General features: G+C 66.6%; 14 protein-coding genes. 8 read left to right on the top strand and 6 right to left on the bottom strand.

All coding sequences use genetic code 11. The annotated features are described in order from the left end of the window. Window positions 1–78: 78 nt before the first annotated feature. The 5 genes from QM470_RS09555 to QM470_RS09535 form a co-directional block, all read right to left on the bottom strand. Window positions 79–2,532: a membrane-bound PQQ-dependent dehydrogenase, glucose/quinate/shikimate family gene (locus QM470_RS09555; protein WP_283339081.1), complete on the bottom strand. Its 2,454-nt coding sequence runs from the start codon at window positions 2,530–2,532 to the stop codon at window positions 79–81. Between the two features lie 326 nt (window positions 2,533–2,858). Beyond that, a complete protein-coding gene (locus QM470_RS09550) occupies window positions 2,859–3,710 on the bottom strand; it encodes an IclR family transcriptional regulator (protein ID WP_283339080.1) in 852 nt (283 codons plus the stop codon). A gap of 67 nt (window positions 3,711–3,777) precedes the next feature. Continuing rightward, window positions 3,778–4,770, bottom strand: coding sequence for an NAD(P)H-dependent flavin oxidoreductase (locus QM470_RS09545; protein WP_283339079.1), 993 nt, complete (start codon window positions 4,768–4,770; stop codon window positions 3,778–3,780). An 87-nt stretch (window positions 4,771–4,857) separates the two neighbouring features. Further along, window positions 4,858–5,478 (bottom strand): 2-hydroxychromene-2-carboxylate isomerase, encoded by a 621-nt coding sequence (locus QM470_RS09540; RefSeq protein WP_283339078.1) that lies wholly within the window; start codon window positions 5,476–5,478, stop codon window positions 4,858–4,860. A gap of 44 nt (window positions 5,479–5,522) precedes the next feature. Then, window positions 5,523–6,251: an SDR family oxidoreductase gene (locus tag QM470_RS09535; protein WP_283339077.1), complete on the bottom strand. Its 729-nt coding sequence runs from the start codon at window positions 6,249–6,251 to the stop codon at window positions 5,523–5,525. A gap of 369 nt (window positions 6,252–6,620) precedes the next feature. On the opposite strand from QM470_RS09535, the gene QM470_RS09530 reads away from it, so the two are divergent. Then, complete coding sequence (locus tag QM470_RS09530; protein WP_283339076.1) at window positions 6,621–8,180, top strand: class I adenylate-forming enzyme family protein; 1,560 nt, start codon at window positions 6,621–6,623, stop codon at window positions 8,178–8,180. A gap of 168 nt (window positions 8,181–8,348) precedes the next feature. Continuing rightward, window positions 8,349–9,323, top strand: a complete 975-nt coding sequence (locus tag QM470_RS09525) for a tripartite tricarboxylate transporter substrate binding protein (protein ID WP_502846827.1) — start codon at window positions 8,349–8,351, stop codon at window positions 9,321–9,323. A 23-nt stretch (window positions 9,324–9,346) separates the two neighbouring features. On the opposite strand, the gene QM470_RS09520 is transcribed toward QM470_RS09525, so the two are convergent. Continuing rightward, on the bottom strand, window positions 9,347–10,276 hold the full coding sequence (locus tag QM470_RS09520) for an alpha/beta fold hydrolase (protein WP_283339074.1): 930 nt from the start codon (window positions 10,274–10,276) through the stop codon (window positions 9,347–9,349). 290 nt (window positions 10,277–10,566) lie between these two features. Between QM470_RS09520 and QM470_RS09515 the strand changes: the two genes are divergently transcribed. From QM470_RS09515 to QM470_RS09490, 6 genes are all read left to right on the top strand, one after another. Next, window positions 10,567–11,802 (top strand): ABC transporter substrate-binding protein, encoded by a 1,236-nt coding sequence (locus QM470_RS09515; RefSeq protein WP_283339073.1) that lies wholly within the window; start codon window positions 10,567–10,569, stop codon window positions 11,800–11,802. Between the two features lie 95 nt (window positions 11,803–11,897). After that, entirely contained in the window at window positions 11,898–12,956 is a 1,059-nt protein-coding gene (locus QM470_RS09510; protein WP_283339072.1) for an aldo/keto reductase, read from the top strand. A gap of 165 nt (window positions 12,957–13,121) precedes the next feature. Beyond that, the gene (gene ybaK / locus QM470_RS09505; RefSeq protein ID WP_218332490.1) at window positions 13,122–13,619 is read left to right on the top strand and encodes a Cys-tRNA(Pro) deacylase; all 498 of its coding nucleotides are present in this window, start codon (window positions 13,122–13,124) and stop codon (window positions 13,617–13,619) included. 94 nt (window positions 13,620–13,713) lie between these two features. Then, on the top strand, window positions 13,714–14,379 hold the full coding sequence (gene plsY / locus QM470_RS09500; RefSeq protein ID WP_066534563.1) for a glycerol-3-phosphate 1-O-acyltransferase PlsY: 666 nt from the start codon (window positions 13,714–13,716) through the stop codon (window positions 14,377–14,379). Between the two features lie 182 nt (window positions 14,380–14,561). Then, the gene (gene alaS, locus QM470_RS09495) at window positions 14,562–17,186 is read left to right on the top strand and encodes an alanine--tRNA ligase (protein ID WP_283339071.1); all 2,625 of its coding nucleotides are present in this window, start codon (window positions 14,562–14,564) and stop codon (window positions 17,184–17,186) included. Between the two features lie 241 nt (window positions 17,187–17,427). Beyond that, a complete protein-coding gene (locus tag QM470_RS09490) occupies window positions 17,428–18,501 on the top strand; it encodes an ABC transporter substrate-binding protein (protein ID WP_283339070.1) in 1,074 nt (357 codons plus the stop codon). Window positions 18,502–18,507: the final 6 nt, after the last annotated feature.

The following is an 18,507-nucleotide window of genomic DNA, read 5'->3' as shown; positions in this document are numbered from 1 at the left end:
GGCCCTTGCAGACCATGGCGTCGGGATGCTGGCGCTGCGCGCATTCCGCGGGGCAGAAAGTGTGCGCAGGGCCGGGGCCTACCTGGCGGTGCCGTCCGGCAGCGCGTAGGCGATCACATAGTCGCCGCGGTCGGGCGACTGGCGGGCTCCGCCGGCCGAGATCACCACATACTGCTTGCCGGTCTTGGGCGACTTGTAGCTCATGGGGCCGCCCTGGCTGCCCACGGGCAGGCGGCTCTTCCAGATTTCCTTGCCGGTGGCCGTATCCCAGGCGCGCAGGTAGTAGTCCTGCGTGCCGGCAAAGAACACCAGGCCGCCCTGTGTGGCCAGGGTGCCGCCCAGTGTGGGCAGGCCCACGGGCAGCGGCAGGCGCATCTTGATGCCCATGGGGCCGGTGTCCTGCACCGTGCCCACCGGCACTTGCCAGGCCACTTGCTGGGTCTTCATGTCGATGGCGGTCAGCGTGCCGAACGGCGGCTTCTGGCAGGGAATGCCCAGCGGCGACATGAAGCGGTCCTTCATCACGGCGTAGGGCGTGCCGCCCAGCGGCACCTGGCCCATGCCGGTGTTGGGTGCTTCGCCGCCGTCGGACAGCGCGGCATCCTTCTTCTGCGGCACCATCTGCACCCACAGTCCCAGGCGCATGTCGTTCACGAACAGCAGCTGGTTGGTCGGGTCGGCCGACAGGCCGCCCCAGTTCATGCCGCCCAGCGAACCGGGGAAGCTCAGCGAGACATCGGTATCCGGCACGGTGAACAGGCCGTCATAGCGCATGGACTTGAACTTGATGCGGCACATCAGCTGGTCCAGCGGTGTGGCGCCCCACATGTCGGCTTCGGTCAGTGTCTGCGTGCCGATCTGCGGCATGCCGACGGACAGCGGCTGGGTGGGGGCATATTTTTCGCCCGGGATGCTGCCGGGCTTGACGGCCACGTCTTCCACCTTGGTCAGGGGCTGACCGGTCTTGCGGTCCAGCACAAAGATCTGTCCGGCCTTGGTGCCGACCACCAGTGCGGGCGTGGTGGCGCCGCCCGGGTGGGGGAAGTCGATCAGCGTGGGGGCCATGGGAATGTCGAAGTCCCACAGATCGTTGTGCACGGTCTGGTAGACCCATTTTTCCTTGCCGGTCGCGGCATCCAGCGCCAGAACGGAGGCGCCGTATTTCAGGTCGGCTGCCGAACGGGTGGCGCCATACAGATCGACCGAGGGCGAGCCCATGGGCAGGTACACGGTGTTGGAGCTGGGGTCGTAGGTGGTGCCCGCCCACACATTGGCGGACGAGCGGGTGTAGGTCTGGCCGGGGCTGAGCAGCGCGTTCGGCGTGGCCGAGCCGGCGTCAAACGCCCAGCGCTGGGCACCGGTCACCACGTCGAAGCCGCGGATCACACCGCCGGGCATGTCCACCTGCACGTTGTCGGCCACACGGCCGCCGATGACGATGGTGGTGCCGGCCACGGTGGGGGCCGAGGTCAGGGTGTAGTACGCGGGGTTGGCAATGTTGCCCAGGCCCTGCTTGAGATCGACCACGCCATGGGTGCCAAAGTCGTCGCACAGCGCGCCGGTGTCGGCGTTCAGGGCAAACAGGCGCGCGTCGATGGTGTTCATCAGAATGCGGCGCTTGCAGCTGCCGGTGGCGGGCAGTGCCACGGCCTGCACCGGTGTCGAGCCCGGCACGCTGGGCTGGGCCAGGGGGGCTTCGGCATCGAAATAGGCCAGGCCGCGGCAGCGTTCCCACACGCCACCCACATGGGAGTTGGTGTCATGGCGCCACAGCTGCTGACCGGTGTCGGCATCGAGGGCGATCACATTGTTGCTGGGCGTGCAGAGGAACACCTTGTCGCCCACCTGCAGCGGCGTCAGCTGGTCTTCGGCGCCTGCGCCGGTGGATTTGGGTACATCACCGGTGTGGAAGGTCCAGGCCACCTGCAGCTGGTTCACGTTGTCCACATTGATCTGGTCCAGCGCGGCAAAGCGGTCGTTGTTGCTGCTGTTGCCGTAGTGGTTCCAGTCCTTTTGCTCGCTGGCGGCATCCACGGGCTTGCGCGTGGCTGCAGCGGCCTGGGGGCTGACCTCGGGATGGATCTGGAACATGGAGGCAAAAGCGGCCAGACCCGCGATCAGTAGCACGCCGGCCGTGGCCAGGGGGGCTTTGGCGCGGGAGCCGGCAGGCACACCGCCCTGGCGCAGCAGCGGCATGCTGGCCAGCACCACCACGGCGCCAAAGGTCAGCGCCAGCAGGCGGGAGATCAGGCTCCAGTAGTCCAGACCCACTTCGCACAGTGCCCAGACCACGGTCGCGGCAAAGGTCAGCAGGTACAGCCATGCACCGCTGCGGTGGCGGCGAACGGTCTGCAAGCCGGAGGCCAGCAGGCCGATGCCCGCCAGCGCAAAGTACCAGCTCCCTCCCAGACTGATGAGCTTGGCGCCGCCAACCAGGAAGGCCAGGCCGGCCACGGCCAGCACTGCCCCCAGGATCCAGAGCCAGACACGCGCCGCCAGCGGCTGCGCCTGCGCCTGCGCTTGATGAGTCATATCGAACCTCGCATGAAAACGGGCCTGGGCATGGAACCATGCAGGCCTTTATTGTTGTGAGAAAAAAAGTCCATTCTTCATGGGAAATAAAGTCCATGCCATGCTGGCGTGTACCGGAGATTTCAGAAATTTGTGAAATTCAATAGCAGTACCCGCTGCTGGCGCATGTGCGCGGTGGGCTGTCGCGGGCTGGGGCGGGCGTGCCTGCGCGGTGCTTCTGGCACCACCATGGACGGACGCGCATCCGGTGATGCCGCTAGGCGGGCCGCCTGGCTGCTGATGCTGGCATGGGTACGTGTTTGGGAGGCAGGCCGTGTGTCAGTTCGTCAGTTGCCGGGCTGGAAATGCTGCTCGATGGCCCAGGCGCTGCGCAGCAGCAGCGGGCGCACGGTGTGCTCGACAAACTGCGGCGTCATGGTGCGGATGTCGCCCGAGGCGCTGAGCACCATCATGGGCATGCCCTTGCCCACGCGCAGCGGGGTGGCGATGGCGCCGACCTCGCCCCGCCATTCCGAATACGAGGTGCAGCAGTCGGTGGCTTCATACTCTTCCCCGGCGCGGGTGATGGCGCGCTCGATGTCGGCATAGCCCTCGGGGTTGAGGTTTTTGACCCGCTCCATCACCGATCGGCGGGCTGCCGGGCGCGAACCGGCCAGGTAGGCGCGGCCCATGGCGGTGGTGTGCAGCGGAATGCGCGAGCCCAGGTTCAGCCGGATGGTGATGACCGAGGCGTCGCTGCGCGCCGTTTCCAGATAGAGCATGGACATGCCTTCGCGCATGCCCAGGGCGATCAGGCAGCCGGTCTGGTTGGCCAGCTCCTGCATGATGGGGCGGCTGATTTCGCGCGCGTCCAGCCGCAGGAGCGTGGTGCCGCCCAGGGACAGCGTGGCCATGCCCAGCCGGTAGCGGTTTTGCACGCTGTCGTGATGCAGAAAATCCAGCAGCGTCAGGGTGTGCGTGAGCCGGGTGACGGTGGACTTGGGCAGGCGGCAACGCTGAGCGATTTCCTGGTTGCCCAGGTGTTCCTCGCCCGAGGTGAAGCATTTGAGCACCTGCAGCCCCCGGGCCAGCGCCGTGACGAACTGGCGGTCTTCCTTGTGGTCGTCAATGGGCATCGGCAGTTTTCCGATGTCGCGGGAGGGCGTGGAAGGGTGCATGGGCAGGAGAGGAAATGCCATGTCCCTGGCCTCTGGCTGAAAGGCGTGGGCTGGGACATGGCTGGGCAAGCGGGCAATGCCGCGATTTTCAGGCGGATGTGCCAGCGTCCACCATGGCACGCAGGCGGCCGTTGATCAGCTCGTCGGTGGCTTCGCGCATGATGCGCTCGATCAGCTCGGCCACGCTGGGGATGTCGTGGATCAGGCCGGCCACCATGCCGCAGCTCCAGGCGCCGGCATCGACATCGCCCTGCACCATGGCCTTGGGGTAGATGCCGCCCACCAGCTCGCGGATGTCCTCGATGGTGGTGCTGGCGCCCTTGGCGGCTTCGATCTCCAGCAGTTTCTGCACGCCGGGGTTGTTCAGCACGCGTTCGGTGTTGCGCAGCGGGCGCATGACCAGGCGGGTGTCCAGCTCGCTGGCGGCGACGATGGCGTTCTTCACGTTCTGGTGAACCGGGGCTTCCTGGGTGCACAGAAAGCGTGTGCCCATGTTCATGCCATCGGCCCCCAGGGCGAGTGCCGCCACCAGGCTACGGCCGTCGGCCATGCCGCCGGAGGCCACAAACGGGATCTTCAGCGCACGGGCGGCCGCGGGCAGCAGAATCATATTGGGCACGTCGTCCTCGCCGGGGTGGCCGCCGCATTCAAAACCGTCCACGCTGACGGCGTCGCAGCCGATGCGCTCGGCCTTGAGCGCATGGCGCACGGCGGTGCATTTGTGGATCACCTTGATGCCGGCAGCTTTCAGGGCCGGCATATAGGCCTCGGGGCTGCGGCCGGCGGTTTCCACCACCTTGATGCCGCCTTCGCGGATGGCGGCGATGTATTCCTCGTATGGAGGCTGGGTGAACGAGGGCAGAAAGGTGAGGTTGACGCCGAACGGCTGGTCCGTCATGCCCCGGGTCTTGGCGATTTCCTGGGCCAGCTTCTCGGGCGTGCCCAGCGTGAGGGCGGTGATCATGCCCAGGCCGCCGGCGTTGGAGACGGCTGCCGCCAGCGGCGCCAGGCCCACATAGTGCATGCCGCCCTGGATGATGGGGTGGCGGATGTTGAACAGTTCGGTGATGCGTGTCTTCATGGTGTGTGAGGGCGTGGAAAGGGGGTTGCAGGTGTGCCCCGGCAGGGCTGGGGCAGCGGTGGGGGCCGCACGTGGAGCAGGGCGGCGTCAGCTGCCGGAACGCTGGGCCAGGATTTCTTCTTCCACCTCGCGCAGGCGGTCCTTGCCGAAGAACATCTCGCCGCCGACAAAGAAGGTGGGACTGCCAAAACAGCCGCGCTCATAGGCCTGCTGGGTGTTGGCCAGCAACTGGTTCTTGACCTCGGGTGTGGCAATGGCGGCGGTGATGGCCGCTGCGTCCAGCCCGGCCTGCTGCAGCACGCTCTGGAACAGCTCGGGCTCGGCCATGTTCAGGGCACGTTCCCACATGGCTGCAAACATGGCGTCCACATAGGGAGCCAGGCAGCCCATCTGCTGGGCGGCGACGGCGCCGCGCATCATCATCAGCGTGTTGACCGGGAAATGCGGGTTGCGCTGGTAGCGGTGCAGGTCGTGCTTGCGGATGAAGCGCTGGATTTCCAGCTGGTCGTAGGCGCGCTTGGTGGGAATGTCGGCAAACGCCTCCATGGGCGAGCGGTTGTTGGCCAGCTTGAAGATGCCGCCCAGCAGGATGGGCACATAGGTCACGGGCTGGCCGGTGCGCGCGGCAATGGCGGGCAGCACCTGGTGGCAGAAATAGGCATTGGGGCTGCCAAAGTCGAACAGGAATTCCACGGTTGGTTGGTGCATGGTGCAAGCTCCGGTCTGGGGATGGTGGTGGCGGGGGCAGCGGTTTACCAGCTCTCCAGCCAGGGGCGCAGTTCGGTCTCGTGCGTCCAGGCGTTGCGCGGCTGCTGGTGGATGGCCCAGTAGGCGTCGGCAATGGCTTCGGGGCTGACGATGCCGTCCTGCTCCTTCAGCGCATAGCGTTCGGGGAAGTTGCTGCGGATGAAGTCGGTGTCGATGGCGCCATCGATGATGGGGTGGGCCACATGGATGCCCTGGGGCCACAACTCGCGTGCCATGCTCTGGGCCAGGGCGCGCAGGCCGTGCTTGGCGCCGGCAAAGGCGGCAAAGCCGTCGCGCCCGCGCAGGCTGGCGGTGGCGCCGGTGAACAAAATCGTGCCCCGCCCGCGCGGCAGCATGCGCTTGGCGGTCTCGCGCCCCATCAGAAAGCCGGCAAAGCAGGCCATCTCCCAGACCTTGAAATAGACGCGTGCCGTGGTCTCGGTGATGCCAAAGCGCACATTGGCCCCGATGTTGAACACCGCCACTTCGATGGGGGCGATCTGGCTTTCGATGTGTTCGATCAGGCTGGCCATCTCGTCTTCCTTGCGCGCATCGCTGCCAAAGCCGTGGGCTTCACCGCCTGCGGCGCGGATCTCCTGGACCAGCGGCTCCAGCTTGTCGGCGCTGCGGCGGGTGACGCATGCGATATAGCCCTCACGGGCAAAACGCTTGGCAATCGCGCCACCCGTGGCGTCTCCGGCGCCAATCACGAGGATGGCTTTCTTGTCACTCATGGCTTGTCTCCTGTGTGTGCAGATGCAGTGCAGCCGGTGGGGCATGCATGTGCCGCCATCCTTGCCACTGGGATCGATTGTGGAGGGCGCGGACCGTTTGCAACCGCCGGCGGCGCAGATCGGGTTCCGCACAGCGGTTTTGCAGCGGCATGGACAGCAGCGGCCTGCCGCTCCATGAACCGGTCTGCAGCGCACGGTGGTGCCTGTGCAATTAACGCAGCGGCGGCCAAATGACAAGGGTGTCTTTCTGGAGGCGATGTTCCGCATGGCGGTTTGGAAAAAGGGGCTGCCGGGCCGGGGGCGCTCCTACACTTTTTCCAGCGCAGCAGCCATGTCGGGCCGCTGTGACCCCACCAGACAGGAGACACCATGCCCGCAGACACTATGGAGGCCCGCTTGACGGCCCCGACCCTTTCTTCCGCGCCGCGCCGCATCCATGAGGCGATTGCCCCCTGGGTGCAGCGCCAGCCCGGCCATCTGGCCGTGCAGGATGCCCAGCACCGCCTGAGCTACCAGCAGCTGTGGGCGGCGAGCGATGCACTGGCCCAGCAACTGCAGCAGGCCGGGGTGGGCCCTGGCGATCGCCTGCTGGTGGTGGGCGAGAACTGCGTGGCAGCCTGCGCACTGTTTGTGGCTGCCAGCAAGCTGGATGCCTGGGTGAGCATCGTCAACGCCCGCTTGTCGGAGCGGGAAATTGCGCAGTTCAAGGAGCATTCCGGTGCCCGCCGTGTGGTCTACCTGACCCATGTCTCGCCCGAAGCCGTGGTCCATGCCCGCCATGCGGAGGCGGTAGGCTGGGATACGCCGGTGGGGGCGCTGGGTCTGGGCCCGCTGAACGCACAGGCCCAGGCGGAGCCTTGCAGCGCCGATCCGGCAGAGCAGGTGGCGGCCCTGGTCTACACCTCGGGCACCACGGGCCATCCCAAGGGGGTGATGCTGACGCACGCCAACCTGCTCTTTGTGGCGCAGTCGGCGCGCGAGATCCGCGAGATCGGCCCGCGCGACCGGGTCTATGGCGTGCTGCCCATGGCCCATGTGGTGGGGCTGTCGACCCAGTTTCTGGGCAGTCTGTGCGCCGGCGCCAGTCTGCTGCTGGAAGCCCGCTTCACGCCGGAGGCCGCCGCTCGGGCGCTGGGGGAGCAGGACATCACCCTGTTCGTGGGCGTGCCGGCGCTGTTTGCCCGGCTGCTGGAGTGGAGCCGATCGCAGCAGCAGACGCTGCGAGCACCGGAACTGCGTCTGATCGGGGTGGCCGGTTCACCGCTGACGCCCAGCCTCAAGGCCCAGGTCGAGCAGGCGCTGGGCCAGACGCTGCACAACGGCTATGGCCTGACCGAAACCGGCCCCACCATCGCCCAGACGCGCGGTGCGCCGCGTGCGGACTGTGCCGTGGGCCAGCCGATTCCGGGCGTGGAGGCCAGCCTGCGTGGCCCCGGCGGCCTGCCGGTGGCTTCCGGAGAGGTGGGCGAGCTCTGGGTGCGCAGCCCGGGACGCATGCGTGGCTACTACCGCGACGCCGTCACCACGGCTCAGGTGCTGGATGCCGCGGGCTGGTTCAACACCGGCGACATGGCACGCCAGGGGGCGGATGGTGCGCTGGAGGTGGTGGGGCGCAGCAAAGAGCTGATCATCCGCTCGGGCTTCAATGTCTATCCGGTGGAAGTGGAGCAGGTGCTCAACAGCCATGCGGCCATCGTGCAGTCGGCCGTAGTGGGGCGCGAGGTGGCGGACAACGAAGAGGTGGTGGCCTTTGTCGAGGTGAAGGCCGGCATGGACCCCGACCTGCAGGAGCTGCGCCAGTGGTTGCGCGCACAGCTGTCGCCCTACAAGGTGCCCAGCGAGATCCGCATTGTGCCGGCGCTGCCGGCCGCGCCCACCGGCAAGATCCTCAAGCATGTGCTGAAGCACTGGGCCGGCAGCCCGGCGTGATACCGGCACCCGCAAACGGCAGAGACACACCACACCGAGATGCGCTGCGCAGGCCTGCACACCTGAGCCGCACACCTGGGCGGCGCATCTGGCGCGCATTGAGCGCATCCCTTTCATAACCGGAGACCTTCCATGACCGATTCCCGCATGAGGCAGGGCCGTCGCCGCATGGCCGCTGCACTGGTGCTGAGCCCCTTGCTGGCACCACTGGCCGGACTGCAGCCCGCCCGCAGCTGGGCTGCTGGCGCCGCGGCCTGCTTCCCGCGCAAACCGCTGAAGATTGCCATCGGCTTTGCCCCTGGCGGATCGACCGACGCCCCCATGCGCGTGCTGGGCGAGCAGGTGGCGCGTATCCTGGGTCAGCCGGTGGTGATCGAGAACAAGCCCGGCGCCGGCGGCGTGCTGGGGGTGCAGGGCATCCTCAACGCGCCTGCCGATGGCTACACGCTGGCGATTGCTCCGGCCGGCATCTACCGCCTGCCGTACACCCAGAACATCCGCTGGAGCCCGGATACCGATCTGACCTACATCATCGGCCTGACGGGCTATGCCTTCGGCATTGTGGTGCCGGCGAACTCGCCACTGCGGACCTTGCAGGACTATGTGGCCTACGCCAAGGCCCACCCGGGTGAGCTGACCTACAGCACGCCGGGTATTGCCACCACCAACCACCTGACGATGGAGCAGCTCTCGCGCCAGTTCGGCATGGTGCTGAACCACGTGCCGTACAAGGGCTCGGCCGACTCCCTGCAGGCGCTGCTGGCCGGGCAGGTGGCGTCGGCGGCCGAGACGTCGGCCTTTGTGCCCTATGTGGAGTCGGGCAAGCTGCGGCTGCTGGCGGTGTGGGGCGACAAGCGCATGGCGCGCTTTCCCGGTGTGCCCACGCTGCAGGAAAGCGGTGCCGACATCGTGCAGAAGTCGCCCTGGGGTCTGGTTGGCCCCAGGAACATGGATCCGGCGATTGTGCGCACGCTGCACGATGCCTTCTACCAGGCCATGCAGAGCCCGGCATTTGTCCAGGTGCTGGAGCGCTTCGACATGGCGCCGGACTACCGCAGTCCGCAGGATTTCCATGCCTTTGCCCAGGCGTCGATGCGCAAGGAGAAAGCGGTGGTCGAGATGCTGGGCCTGCAGGCGAAATAGCGGCCTGCTGGAGGCCCCAGGCTTCAAGCGGCGGCGGTGCAGAAATCCTCGATCAGCCGCGCCACGGCGGCGGGTTGGTCGTGGTGCAGCATGTGGCCGGCGTCTTCGACCCGGGCCAGGCGGCAGTCGGGCACGGACTGCAGGCGCTGGTGGTATTCGGCCAGCGTGTAGCGCTCTTTCCACCAGCCGGCCAGGCTGTCGTCGCTGGCTTCCACCGCCAGCAGGGGCGCGGTGATGGCCGCGTAGTGGGCCAGGGCCTCGTCCACACGGAACAGCTGGGGGTTGACGATCTTGTGGGCGGCATCGCCCAGGATGGCCCAGCGGCCGTCGGCCTGCGGGGCCGACCAGTGCTGGGCCAGCCACAGGGCCTTGTCGGCCGGCAGGCGCGGATTGGTCTTGCGCAGGCGCTGGGCCACGTCGTCCACGCTGGCATAGGTTTTCAGGGCGATGGCGCCGCTCTCCAGCTGCTGCAGCTCGTCCAGCCACTGGGCGGTGCGCCTGGGGGCCTGGGCGGGGCGGCTGGCGGGCATGCCAAAGCCTTCCAGGTTCACCAGGCGGCGAATGCGCGCCGGACGGGCGCCCGCATAGAACATGGCCACATTGCCGCCCATGCTGTGGCCCACCAGATCGATGGCACCGTCTCCCGGCACGCAGTGGCGCAGCAGCGCGTCCAGATCGCCCAGGTAGTCGGCGTAGTGGTAGTTGTCGCAGGGCGCGGGCATGGGGCTGAGTCCGAAGCCGCGCCAGTCCGGGGCGATGATCTGCCGCCCCTGTGCAAACGCCTGGCTGAAGGCATCCACCACAAACTGCCAGGAGGCGGAGACATCCATCCAGCCATGCACCAGTACCAGGGGGACGCTATCGGGCTGGGGCTGGCCCCAGGTGCGCACATGGTAGGAGAGGGTGCGCACCGGAAGGTGCTGGCTGGTGGCGGCGCGTTGGGGCTGGTACATGTCGGTATGTCAGTGCAAAGGCGGTACGGCTGTCAGATAAATGCCCGTGGAAGGGGTGAACGGTGCACGCGCCGGCAGTTGCGCGCACTACAGTAGCTGCAGCAAATCCTATAGCAACCGATGCGGCACGGGTGGGCGGGACTGTCCGGCGCGTGACGCACTGCGTGACATGGGGGACCGGAGTGCAGAGACCAGTCAAGCTTGCCAGTTTTCGATGGGCTGCGGCCCTTTTTCTGTGCCTGTGCAGCGGCTGGCCGCCGGCACTGGCACAGGCCGGGACGGTGACGGTGGTGACCTCGCTGTCGCAGGAAATGATGCGGGCCTACCGCCTGGCGTTCGAACGCCAGCATCCGGGCATCCGCCTGGAAATCGTGGCCAAGAGCACCGCCGAGCTGTTGCGCGAGGTGGAGCAGCGCCCGGCGGGCAAGCGGCCGGATATTGTCTGGGCCTCGTCCATCGAGGCCTTTGTGCTGCTGGCGCGCAAAGGGCTGCTGCAGCCTGCGCCTGAGCTGCGCAACCCCCAGGTGCCGGCCAAGGTGGGACCGCATGCGCTCAACGATGCGAGCGGACGCTATTTTGGCCAGTCGCTGTCAGGCTACGGCATCATGTGGAACAGCGACTATCTGCGCCAGCGCCAGATCCGGGAGCCCCAGGAGTGGCAGGATCTGGCCCAGCCCGCCTATGCCGGCCATGTGGTGCTGAGCGCGCCTTCGCGCTCCGGCACCACCCACCTGATGGTGGAAAGCATGCTGCAGGGCCTGGGCTGGGAACAGGGCTGGGCGCTGCTGCTGCAGCTGGCGGGCAATGCGGCGGAGATCTCTCCCGACAGCTATGCCGTGCCCCGGGGCATTGCGCGTGGCAGCTATGGCGCCGGTCTGGTGATCGACGCGTTCGGCCTGGCGGCCAAGTACTCGGGCATGCCGGTGGATTTCGCCTACGCCACCATGGCCCCGGTGCTGCCGGCCAGCATCGGCCTGGTGGCCGGGGCGCACAACCCGGACGAGGCCAAGCGCTTCATGGCCTTCACCCTGTCGCCGCCGGGGCAGCAGCTGTTGCTGGACCCCCGGATCAACCGCCTGCCGGTGCTGCCGGCCGCGGTGCTGCACATGCCTGCGGGCTACCCGGACCCCTACCTGCAGGCCCAGCGCTCGCGCCTGCAGTTTGATGTGGAGCTCTCCAGTACGCGCTACCAGCTGGTGAGCCGGCTGTTTGACCTGGTGGTGACGGAACCCCTGGTCGAGTTGCAGGCCGCGACCCGCGCCATCCATGCCGCAGACCGGGCATTGCGCAGCCGGTCCAGCCGGCAGGGTGCGGCGTTGCTGGCATCGGCCCGCAAAGTGGCCTATACGCCGGTGCTGCCTGCCGTGGAGGCGAGCAGCCGGCCATGGCTGGCGGCTGCGGGTGCCCCGGCTGATGCCCAGTGGGAGCGGCTGCAGGCCATCTGGAGCGAGACGGCACGCAACAACTATCGGCGTGCGCGCCAGCTCGCGGAGCAGGCCCTGGCGCAGGCCCAGGCTGCCCCCTGAAGCCATCTCGCGGTACGGATTCCGCCCGGTTTGTCTGCAACCGTGCTGCCAGCTCCTTACACTTGAACACTATTGTGAAGAGCAGGAAAGCAAGCATGCAGCATGTCGAACTGGGCCGCAGCGGCCTGAAAGTCAGCCCCATCTGCCTGGGCACCATGACCTTTGGAGAGCAGGTGAACGAGGTGGACGCCCACCGCATCCTCAGCCGTGCGCTGGAGCGTGGCGTGTATTTCTGGGACACGGCCGAGATGTATGCCGTGCCGGCGCGCGAAGCCACCTACGGTGCGACCGAGACCATTCTGGGCAACTGGTTCAAGGCCAACCCCGGTCAGCGCGACAAGGTGGTGCTGGCCAGCAAGGTGGCCGGGCCCTCGCGCGGCATGCCCTGGATCCGCGAAGGCGCGGGGCTGAGCAGTGCCGACATCGTGGCCTCCTGCGAGGGCAGTCTGCGCCGTCTGCAGACCGATGTGATCGACCTCTACCAGATCCACTGGCCGGAGCGCCATGTGCCTGCCTTCGGCGCGCTGTACTACGAGCCGGCCAAGGACAACTCGGCCACCCCGATCCGCGAACAGCTGGAGACACTGGCCAAGCTGGTGCAGCAGGGCAAGATCCGCCATGTGGGCCTGTCCAACGAAACGCCTTATGGCGTGCACGAGTTTGTGCGCCTGGCCGAGGAATATGGTCTGCCGCGCGTCGCCAGCGTGCAGAACCCCTACAGCCTGCTGAATCGCAGCTGGGAAAACGGCATGGACGAGAGCTGCCACCGCCTGGACGTGGGTCTGCTGGCCTATTCGCCGTTGGGCGTGGGCCTGCTGTCCGGCAAGTACGACGCCATGGGCACGCAGGCGCCGGATTCGCCGCAGGGCCGCATTGCCAAGTACGAATCGGTGCGCAAGCAGCGCTGGGGCCGCCCCGAGGTGCTGCCCGTGGCGCGCCTGTACAACGCGCTGGCGCGCCAGCACGGCCTGACGCCGTCGCAGATGGCCCTGGCGTTCTGCTACACCAAGTGGCAGGTGGCCAGCACCATCATTGGCGTGACCAGCCTGGCGCAGCTCGACGAAGACCTGGCGATCTGGGGCTCGCAGCTGCCTGCGGAACTGCTGGGGCAGATCGACGCCATCCGCTGGCAGCACCGCGACCCGGCGCAGTGACAGGGCGCCACGCCCGCTGAAGCGGCGCTGTTTGCCTTGCGCTCCTGTGCTGCAAGGGAAAGGGCTGCGTACCGGGCGGTGCCGGCAGGGCCGGCTCCCCTGGTTCCATCGGTCTTCCACGCGCTTGTCGGGCGCGTGGGAGGCGAGGCTATCCATTCAGAGAATATGGCAAAAAAAGACAAAGCCCATGTGAGCGAGACCCCGGCCACCCAACTGCTCAAGGCGCACAAGGTGGAGTTCACCGAGCACCCATATGAGTATGTGGAGCATGGCGGCACCAGCGAATCGGCACGCCAGCTGGGGCTGGACGAGCATGCGGTGGTCAAGACCCTGGTGATGCAGGACCAGGATGCCAGACCGCTGCTGGTGCTGATGCATGGCGACTGCACCGTGTCCACCAAGAATCTGGCGCGCCAGATCGGTGCCAAGAGTGTCGAGCCCTGCAAGCCCGAAGTGGCCAACCGCCACAGCGGCTATCTGGTGGGCGGGACTTCGCCGTTTGGCACGCGCAAGGAGATGCCGGTCTATATCGAGTCCAGCATCCTGGATTTGCCGCGCATCGCCATCAACGGCGGGCGCCGTGGTTTCCTGGTGCAGATCGCCCCCCGGGTTTGTGTGGAGCTGCTGGACGCCAAGCCGGTACAGTGCGCGCTGGCACAATAAGCCCTTCGCGGAGCGGCCCTGGCCGGCCAGCCAAAAACCGGAAAAACAACAAATACCAGCCGCCTGCCTTGGAGGGCAGGCAAGGATTTCTCTCTTGAACGCATTGCTTCCCTCCCTGGCCACCGTGCTTGCCTACCTGATCGGTTCGCTGTCGTTTGCCGTCATCGTCAGCCGCGCTTTCGGCCTCAGTGACCCGCGCACCTATGGCAGCGGCAACCCCGGCGCCACCAATGTGCTGCGCTCGGGCAGCAAGAAGGCGGCGGCCGTGACGCTGCTGCTGGATGCGCTCAAGGGCTTTGTGCCCGTGGTGCTGGTGAAATATGCCGGCCCGCAGTTCGGGCTGGAAGAGGGCACGCTGGCGCTGGTGGCCATTGCGGCCTTCCTGGGCCATCTGTTCCCGGTGTTCTTCCAGTTCAAGGGCGGCAAAGGCGTGGCCACGGCGCTGGGCGTGCTGCTGGGCATCAGCGGCTGGCTGGGCCTGCTGGTGCTGCTGACCTGGCTGGCGGTGGCGGTCATCAGCCGCTACTCCTCGCTGTCGGCCCTGATCGCCTCCATTGCCGCGCCGGTGTACTACGTGCTGCTGGACGGCAGCCTGTGGTCGGCAGAAAAGCCATTGCTGGCCGCCATCATCGCCATGTCGGCGCTGCTGCTGTGGCGCCATGCGCAGAACATCGGCCGCCTGCTCAAGGGCCAGGAAAGCAAGATCGGCAGCAAGAAAGACAAGGCCGCTGCCGCCAAGGGCAAGGCCGCCAAGCACTGAGCCAGGTCTTTCGCCACCCCACACCGAAGCCCTGCAGCCTGCGCTGCGGGGCTTTTTGCTGGTGGGGGCGTCGCGGGAATGCCGCGGTGCAGGCGGAGGGCGGTGGGCCAAACCTATAATCAAAGGTTGTTCCGTGCCGTAGCAAGCAATTCGGCTCCTGGCACACCGAAACCCCCATATCCATGAGCACTCCCACTTTCTCCGTTGCCGACATCCGGAAGACGTTTCTGGACTTTTTCGCATCCAAGGGCCACACCATCGTGGAATCGAGCCCGCTGGTGCCGGGCAACGACCCCACCTTGATGTTCACCAACTCCGGGATGGTCCAGTTCAAGGACGTGTTCCTGGGCACGGACAAGCGCCCCTACAACCGTGCGACCAGCGTGCAGACCTGCCTGCGCGCCGGCGGCAAGCACAACGACCTGGAGAACGTGGGCTACACCGCACGCCACCACACCTTCTTCGAGATGCTGGGCAACTGGTCGTTCGGTGATTACTTCAAGCGCGAGTCGCTGAAGTGGGCGTGGGAGCTGCTGACCGAGGTCTACAAGCTGCCGGCCGACAAGCTGCTGGCCACCGTGTACGCCGAGGACGACGAGGCCTACGACATCTGGACCAAGGAAATCGGTCTGCCGCCCGAGCGCGTGATCCGCATCGGCGACAATAAGGGCGGTCGCTACAAGTCCGACAACTTCTGGATGATGGCCGACACCGGCCCCTGCGGTCCTTGCTCGGAAATCTTCTACGACCACGGCGCACACATTGCCGGCGGTCCTCCCGGCTCGCCCGATGAAGACGGCGACCGTTTCATCGAAATCTGGAACAACGTGTTCATGCAGTTCGACATGGACGAGCAGGGCAACGTCAAGCCGCTGCCTGCGCCCTGCGTGGACACCGGCATGGGCCTGGAACGTCTGGCGGCCATCCTGCAGCATGTGCACAGCAACTACGAGATCGACCTGTTCCAGCACCTGATCAAGGCGGCCGGCCGAGAGACCCATACCGCCGATCTGGAAAACCCCTCGCTGAAGGTGATTGCCGACCACATCCGTGCCACTGCCTTCCTGGTGGCCGACGGCGTGATCCCTTCCAACGAAGGCCGTGGCTATGTGCAGCGCCGCATCGTGCGCCGCGCCATCCGCCACGGTTACAAGCTGGGCCAGAAGGCCCCGTTCTTCCACAAGCTGGTCAAGGACCTGGTCGCCACCATGGGCGATGCCTATCCCAAGATCCGCGAGCAGGAAGCCCGTATCACCGAGGTGCTGAAGGTCGAGGAAGAGCGTTTCTTCGAGACCCTGGCCCACGGCATGGAAATCCTGGACAGCGCACTGGCTGGCGGCACCCAGGTGCTGCCCGGTGATGTGGCCTTCAAGCTGCACGACACCTATGGCTTCCCGCTGGACCTGTCCAACGACGTGGCGCGCGAGCGTGGTCTGTCGGTGGACGAGGCCGGCTTCCACGCAGCCATGGAACAGCAGAAGAACCAGGCCCGTGCGGCCGGCAAGTTCAAGATGGACCGTGCGCTGGAATACACCGGCGCTGCCAACACCTTCACCGGCTACGACAAGCTGGCCGAGCCGGCCACGATCGTGGCCCTCTACGCCGATGGCGTCAGCGTGAACGAGCTCCAGGCCGGCCAGTCCGGCGTGGTGGTGCTGGACACCACCCCGTTCTACGCCGAATCCGGCGGCCAGGTGGGCGACCAGGGCGTGATTGCCGCTGGCGACGCACGCTTTGCCGTGGAAGACACGCAAAAGATCAAGGCCGATGTGTTCGGCCACCATGGCCAGCTGGCAGCCGGCAGCCTGAAGGTGGGCGACGCCGTGCATGCACAGGTGGACACCCAGCTGCGCGCTGCCACGGTGCGCAACCACTCGGCCACCCACCTCATGCACAAGGCCCTGCGCGAAGTGCTGGGCAGTCACGTGCAGCAAAAGGGCTCGCTGGTCAACGCCGAGCGCACCCGTTTCGACTTTGCGCACAACGCGCCGGTGACGGCCGAGCAGATCCGCGAGATCGAAGCCCGCGTGAATGCCGAAGTACTGGCCAACAGCGCCACCGATGCCCGCGTGATGGACATCGAAAGCGCCCAGAAGACCGGCGCCATGATGCTGTTCGGCGAGAAGTACGGTGAAACCGTGCGCGTGCTGGACATCGGCACCAGCCGCGAGCTGTGCGGCGGCACCCATGTGCACCGCACGGGCGACATCGGCCTGTTCAAGGTGGTGGGCGAATCGGGTGTGGCCGCTGGCGTGCGCCGCATCGAAGCGGTGACGGGCGAGAATGCGCTGGCCTATCTGCAGTCGCTGGAATCCACGGTGGACCAGGCTGCGGCGGCCTTCAAGGCGCCTGCTGCCGAGCTGACCCACCGCATCGGTGGTGCGCTGGAGCAGATCAAGGCACTGGAAAAGGAAATCGCCGCCCTCAAGGGCAAGCTGGCTTCCAGCCAGGGCGATGAACTGGCCACGCAGGCCGTCGAAATCAACGGCGTGAAGGTGCTGGCGGCCAAGCTCGATGGCGCCGACGCCAAGACCCTGCGCGACACCATGGACAAGCTCAAGGACAAGCTGGGCGCGGCCGTGATCGTGCTGGCGGCCGTGGACGGCGACAAGGTGCAGCTGGCTGCCGGTGTGACCAAGGCTGAAACCGCCAAGGTCAAGGCTGGCGAGCTGGTGAACTTTGTGGCCCAGCAAGTGGGCGGCAAGGGCGGCGGCAAGCCCGACATGGCGATGGCCGGTGGCTCGGATGCAGCGGCAGTGCCGGCCGCTCTGGCATCGGTGCAGGCCTGGGTGTCCGAGCGTCTGTAAAACATCGTCGCTGCGGCAGCGGAAAACCCTGTTTTCCGGCCATGCATGAAAAAGCCCGCCATGCGCGGGCTTTTTTTCGCTATCGTTCTGGGTTTTGCTGTGATGGCCCGGGGTGGGGCTGCACGCGCCAGGAAACTCCACGATGCCATTGATTGCCCGCCTTGCGCTGGGATGTAGGAAGACACAGGACTGTCTGCGCCAGTGCGGGAGCTGGGCCGCTTTGCGTGCCCTGGCGGCATGCATGGCGCTGCTGCTGGGCGTTGCAACGGGGGCGGCAGCGCAGCGCGTGACCTTCATCAACCCGGGAAAGAGCAGCGAGGGCTACTGGGTGACGGTGTCGCAGGTGATGCAACAGTCGGCACGCAGCCTGGGCATGGAGCTGGAGATCCTCTATGCCGAGCGCAATCGCCTGATGCCGATCACGCTGGCCAAGGAAATCGCACAGCGGCCGGCGCGCAGCAAGCCCGACTACCTGGTGGTCACCAACGACTACAGCGTGGGCCCGGAAATCCTGCGCTCGCTGGAAGGTGCCGGGATTCCGGTGTTCATGGTGTTCAGCGGCATCCCGGAGGATCTGCATGCCCAGACCGGCCGCCCGCGCGAGCGCTATCCGTTCTGGCTGGGCAGCATGGAGCCGCGTGCGGAAGATGCGGGCTATATGACTGCCCGGGCGCTGATCCAGAAGGCGCGCATCATGCCCCAGCTGCGCGGTGCTGACGGCAAGCTGCACTTCATGGCAGTGGCTGGGGACCGCTCCACCACCGCCTCGGCGGCACGGAACAGGGGCATGCTGCGTGCGGTGCAGGAAGCCAAGGAGGTGGTGTTCACCCAGCAGGTCTATGGCGAGTGGCTGCGCGAGCGGGCGCACGAGCAGGCCAAGGTGCTGTACCAGCGCTATCCCGATGCCCGTCTGGTCTGGGCCGGCAGCGACCAGATGGCTTTTGGCGCCATGGAAGCCTGGCGGCAGCAAGGCGGCATGCCTGGCAAGGATGCCTTGTTCAGCGCCATCAACACCTCGCAGGAGGCCCTGGATGCCCGCAGGCGTGGGGAGTTGACGGCGCTGGCTGGAGGCCACTTCCTGGCGGGTGCCTGGGCGTTGGTGATGCTCTACGACCATTTCCGGGGCATCGACTTCGCCTCCGAGGGGCTGGAGCTGCACTACCCCATGTTCATGCTGCTGAATGAAACCAATATTCCGGCCTTCGAGTCACGTTTTGCACAGGTGCAGACGCGTGTGGACTTCAAGGCCTTCAGCAAGTTCCACCAGCCGAAGTTGAAGCGCTACGACTTCGACATCGGCCGTTTGCTGCGCTAGCCCGCG

The organism is Comamonas sp. 17RB, from assembly GCF_030056555.1.
In the GTDB taxonomy this organism is placed as follows: Bacteria; Pseudomonadota; Gammaproteobacteria; order Burkholderiales; family Burkholderiaceae_C; genus Comamonas; species Comamonas terrigena.
This window is presented reverse-complemented; position numbering and strand designations above follow the sequence as displayed.